The organism is Cupriavidus sp. R6-3 (assembly GCF_059772245.1).
The window spans coordinates 1-4,577 of the sequence record NZ_JCBAJO010000305.1; the positions used below are offsets into that span (position 1 = coordinate 1).

5 protein-coding genes are annotated in these 4,577 nt (G+C 68.8%); all 5 read left to right on the forward strand.

From position 1 onward, the window contains the following. The coding region (gene urtB, locus AC6EI8_RS24470; RefSeq protein ID WP_498383119.1) for an urea ABC transporter permease subunit UrtB at positions 1–1,131 on the forward strand (1,131 nt) is incomplete at its 5' end. Then, positions 1,128–2,411 carry an urea ABC transporter permease subunit UrtC gene (urtC, locus tag AC6EI8_RS24475; protein ID WP_498383120.1) on the forward strand — a complete coding sequence of 428 codons (1,284 nt, stop codon included), beginning with the start codon at positions 1,128–1,130 and terminating at the stop codon, positions 2,409–2,411. The genes urtB and urtC, both read left to right, overlap by 4 nt. Continuing rightward, complete coding sequence (gene urtD / locus AC6EI8_RS24480; RefSeq protein ID WP_498383122.1) at positions 2,408–3,286, forward strand: urea ABC transporter ATP-binding protein UrtD; 879 nt, start codon at positions 2,408–2,410, stop codon at positions 3,284–3,286. The genes urtC and urtD overlap by 4 nt, the downstream gene beginning before the upstream one ends. A 49-nt stretch (positions 3,287–3,335) precedes the next feature. Further along, entirely contained in the window at positions 3,336–4,028 is a 693-nt protein-coding gene (urtE, locus tag AC6EI8_RS24485) for an urea ABC transporter ATP-binding subunit UrtE (protein ID WP_149319367.1), read from the forward strand. Between the two features lie 41 nt (positions 4,029–4,069). After that, the coding region (locus AC6EI8_RS24490; RefSeq protein ID WP_498383123.1) for an urease accessory protein UreD at positions 4,070–4,577 on the forward strand (508 nt) is incomplete at its 3' end.

The following is a 4,577-nucleotide window of genomic DNA, read 5'->3' on the forward strand; positions in this document are numbered from 1 at the left end:
CGCGCCCAGCTCGACGTGATCTGGGCCAACACCGTGCTCGCCGACGGGAGCAGGGACGAACGGCTCGAAGCGATCCGCATTCTCGGCCGCGACAGCGATCCGGCCACGCGCCAGCGGCTGCAGCCGCTGGTCGAACGCGACGAGAGCGGCCAATACCGCGAGCCGGACGCGCAACTGCGCGCCGCCGCGCAGCAGGCGCTCGACAACCTGCAAGCGAGCGAGCGCCAGGCCGAGCTGATCGGCAACCTGTTCGCCGGCCTGAGCCTGGGCAGCGTGCTGCTGCTCGCCGCGCTGGGCTTGGCCATCACCTATGGCCTGATCGGCGTGATCAACATGGCCCACGGCGAATTCCTGATGATCGGCGCCTATGCGACGTGGCTGGTGCAGTCGCTGTTCCGCACCTATCTGCCCGACGCCTTCGACTGGTATCTGCCGGCGGCCTTGCCCGCGGCCTTCCTTGCCGCCGCCGCGATCGGCTTCGTGCTGGAGCGGCTGGTGCTGCGCCATCTGTACGGCCGGCCGCTGGAAACGCTGCTGGCGACCTTCGGCGTCAGCCTGCTGCTGATGCAGGCGGTGCGGATGCTGTTCGGCGCGCAGAACGTCGAGGTCGCCAATCCGAGCTGGATGAGCGGCGGCGTGCAGTGGATGCCGGGCCTGGTCATTCCGTACAACCGCATCGTCATCGTGGTGTTCGCGCTGGCCGTGGTGGCGATCGCCTGGGCCGTGCTGAACCGCACCCGGCTGGGCCTGTTCGTGCGCGCCACCACGCAGAACCGCACGATGGCCGCCTGCGTCGGCGTGCGCACCTGGAAGGTCGACAGCTATGCCTTCGCCTTCGGCGCGGGCATCGCGGGCCTGGGCGGCTGCGCGCTGTCGCAGATCGGCAATGTCGGCCCCGACCTGGGGCAGGCCTACATCATCGATTCCTTCATGGTGGTCGTGCTCGGCGGCGTGGGGCAGCTGGCCGGCACCATCGTCGGTGCCTTCGGCCTGGGGATCATCAACAAGTTCATCGAGCCGTTCTACGGCGCGGTGCTGGCCAAGATCATCGTCCTGGTGCTGATCGTGCTGTTCATCCAGAAGCGGCCACAGGGACTGTTCGCGCTCAAGGGGCGCAGCGCGGAGGCATGATGCAAAGCTCGATCGATCCCGGTACGCGTGCCTTCACGCTGGCGGTGCCCGCGCGCCAGCCGCTGTTTTCCGCGCGCGGCTGGCTGGCGCTCGCCGTCGTCGCGCTACTCGCGGCTGTGGCGGTGCCGGTGTGCGCGCTGGTGCTGCCCGACACCCATCCGCTGCATCTGTCCGCCTATGCGCTGACGCTGATCGGCAAGATCATGTGCTTCGCGCTGGCGGCGATCGCGCTGGACCTGGTGTGGGGCTACTGCGGCATCCTGAGCCTGGGTCACGGACTGTTCTTCGCGCTGGGCGGCTACGCGATGGGCATGTACCTGATGCGCGCGATCGGCCGCGACGGCGTCTATCGCAGCGAGCTGCCCGACTTCATGGTGTTCCTCGACTGGAAGGAGCTGCCGTGGTTCTGGCACGGCACCGAACACTTCGGCTACGCGCTGCTGCTGGTGTTGCTGGTGCCCGGCGTGCTGGCCTGGCTGTTCGGCTTCTTCGCCTTCCGCTCGCGCATCAAAGGCGTCTACCTGTCGATCATCACGCAGGCGATGACGTATGCCGCGATGCTGCTGTTCTTCCGCAACGAGACCGGCTTCGGCGGCAACAACGGCTTCACCGACTTCAAGCGCATCGCGGGCTTCGCCATCGCCGCGCCCGAGACGCGCACCGTGCTGTTCGTGCTGACGGCCTTCGCGCTGCTGGGTGGGCTGATCGCCTGCCGCTATATCGTGACCTCGAAGCTCGGCCGCGTCGTCACCGCGGTACGCGATGCCGAGACGCGCGTGATGTTCTCCGGCTACAACCCGCTCGGCTACAAGCTGTTCGTCTGGACCTTCTCGGCGGTGCTGTGCGGCATCGCGGGCGCGCTGTATGTGCCGCAGGTCGGCATCATCAATCCGGGCGAGATGTCGCCCGCGAATTCGATCGAGATGGCGGTCTGGGTCGCGGTCGGCGGGCGCGGCACGCTGATCGGTCCGGTGATCGGCGCCTTCCTGGTCAATGGCGCGAAGACGCTGTTCACCGCGCACTTCGCCGAGTACTGGCTGTTCCTGCTCGGCGCGATGTTCGTGCTGGTGACGCTGTATCTGCCGAATGGCGTGGTGGGGCTGCTGGCGCGGCTGCGCCGTGCCGACGGTGTGCGCGCGTCCGCGCCGTCAGCGGCCTCCGCGTCGCCCGCTGCATCCGCGTCGCCCGCTGCATCCGCGTCACCATCTTCATCCGCGTCGCCGACGACGCCCGCCACACCGATCGCGGCGCCGGCCGCCCGCAGCGGAGCAAAAGCATGATCGCCGCAACGGACCCGAACCGAAATCCGACGCCACGCCACGACGCCGCGCAGGCGGAAAGCGGCGATGCCACCGGCCTGGGCCGCGTGCTCGAGCGCGGCGCCATCGATGTCTCGCACGGCCCGATCCTCTATCTGGAGGACGTCACCGTGCAGTTCGACGGCTTCCGCGCGCTGAACAAGCTGACGCTGTCGATCGACCACGGCGAGCTGCGCTGCGTGATCGGCCCCAATGGCGCGGGCAAGACCACGATGATGGACGTGATCACCGGCAAGACCGGGCCGCGCAATGCCTCGGTCAGCGGCCGCGTGTTTCTCGGCCAGAGCATCGACCTGATGCGGTTGAACGAGCCGACCATCGCGCAGACCGGCATCGGCCGCAAGTTCCAGAAGCCCACCGTGTTCGAGCAGCACGCGGTGTGGGAGAACCTGGAGCTGGCGATGAAGGCCGACAAGCGCTGGTGGTCGTCGCTGCGCGCGCGGCTCGACGCGGACGGCCGCAACCGCATCGAGCAGACGCTGGCGCTGACGGCCCTGGAAGACGAGGCCTACCGGCCGGCGGGGCTGCTGTCGCACGGGCAGAAGCAGCGGCTCGAGATCGGCATGCTGCTGATGCAGCAGCCGCAGCTGCTGCTGCTCGACGAACCGGTGGCCGGCATGACCGACGAGGAAACCATGCAGCTGGCGAAGCTGCTCGATGGCCTGCGCGGCAGCTGCTCGATGATGGTGGTCGAACACGACATGGAATTCGTCGCCGCGCTGGCGGGCGAGTCCGGCAAGGTCACGGTGCTGTCCGAAGGCAGCGTGCTGGCCGAGGGCACGCTGGACGCAGTCAAGCGCGACGGGCGCGTGATCGAATCGTATTTGGGGCGCTGAACTGCCGCGCTGAATTCGGCGCCGGATTGGAACGCAGAAAGGAAAACCGATGCTGCAAGTCAGCGGATTGAACCAGTACTACGGCGGCAGCCATATCCTGCGCGACGTCAGCTTCGAGGTGCCCGAAGGCCGGCTGACCACGCTGCTCGGCCGCAACGGCGTGGGCAAGAGCACGCTGCTGAAATGCCTGATGGGCGTGGTGCAGACGCGCAGCGGCAGCATCCGCTGGAATGGCCGGGCGCTGGACAAGGCGCCGCCCTACGAGCGCGTCGCCGCCGGGCTGGCGTATGTGCCGCAGGGGCGCGAGATCTTTCCGCGGCTGACCGTCGAGGAGAACCTGCTGATCGGCGCGGCCAGCCGCGGCAAGCCGGACGGTGTGCCCGACCGCATCTACCAGCTGTTTCCGGTGCTGCGCACGATGCGGCAACGTCGCGGCGGCGACCTGTCCGGTGGGCAGCAACAGCAGCTGGCGATCGGCCGCGCGCTGATGAGCGAGCCGAAGCTGCTGATTCTCGACGAGCCCACAGAAGGCATCCAGCCGTCGATCATCCAGGACATTGGCCGCGCGCTGCGGCTGCTGGTCGACGAGTTCGGCATGACGGTGCTGCTGGTCGAGCAGTACTACGAATTCGCGCGCCATCTGGCCGATCACTACGTGGTGATGAGCCGCGGCGAGGTGGTGGCGAGCGGCGAGGGCGGCCGGATGGAAGAAGAGGGCGTGCGGGAGATGATCGCGGTCTAGGCCGCCTTTCTCGATCACTCTCTCCCTCTTTCGCCGAGTTCATGCGCCATCCCGATTTCCCCGCCGACGATGCTGCCGCGACGCTCGCCATGCCGGCCGCGTGGCACGCCAGCCTGCGCCTGCGCTTCGCGCTGCGCGGCGAGCGCAGCGCGCTGGTCGAGCGGCGGCATGCCGGGCCGCTGATGGTGCAGAAGCCGCTGTATCCGGAGGGCGGCATCTGCCACGCGGTGGTGCTGCATCCCCCGGCCGGCATCGCGGGCGGCGACGTGCTCGACATCGATATCGGCATCGAATCCGGCGCGCACGCGGTGCTGGCCACGCCGGGTGCGACCAAGTGGTACAAGTCGCTCGGCCGCGACGCCAGCCAGCGCGTGCGCGTCTGCGTCGCGGCCGGGGCGCGGCTCGACTGGCTGCCGCAGGAGAACATCGTGTTCGACGATGCGCGCGCGCGGCTCGCGACCACCGTCGAGGTGGCGCCCGGCGCCAGCGCGATCGGCTGGGACGCGCTGGTGCTCGGCCGGCAGGCGTCCGGCGAGCAATGGCGACGGG

Coding starts and splice junctions, on each gene's coding strand:
- urtD (WP_498383122.1), top strand. CDS start 2,408: ATGATCGCCGCAACGGACCCGAACCGAAATCCGACGCCACGCCACGAC.
- urtE (WP_149319367.1), top strand. CDS start 3,336: ATGCTGCAAGTCAGCGGATTGAACCAGTACTACGGCGGCAGCCATATC.
- urtC (WP_498383120.1), top strand. CDS start 1,128: ATGATGCAAAGCTCGATCGATCCCGGTACGCGTGCCTTCACGCTGGCG.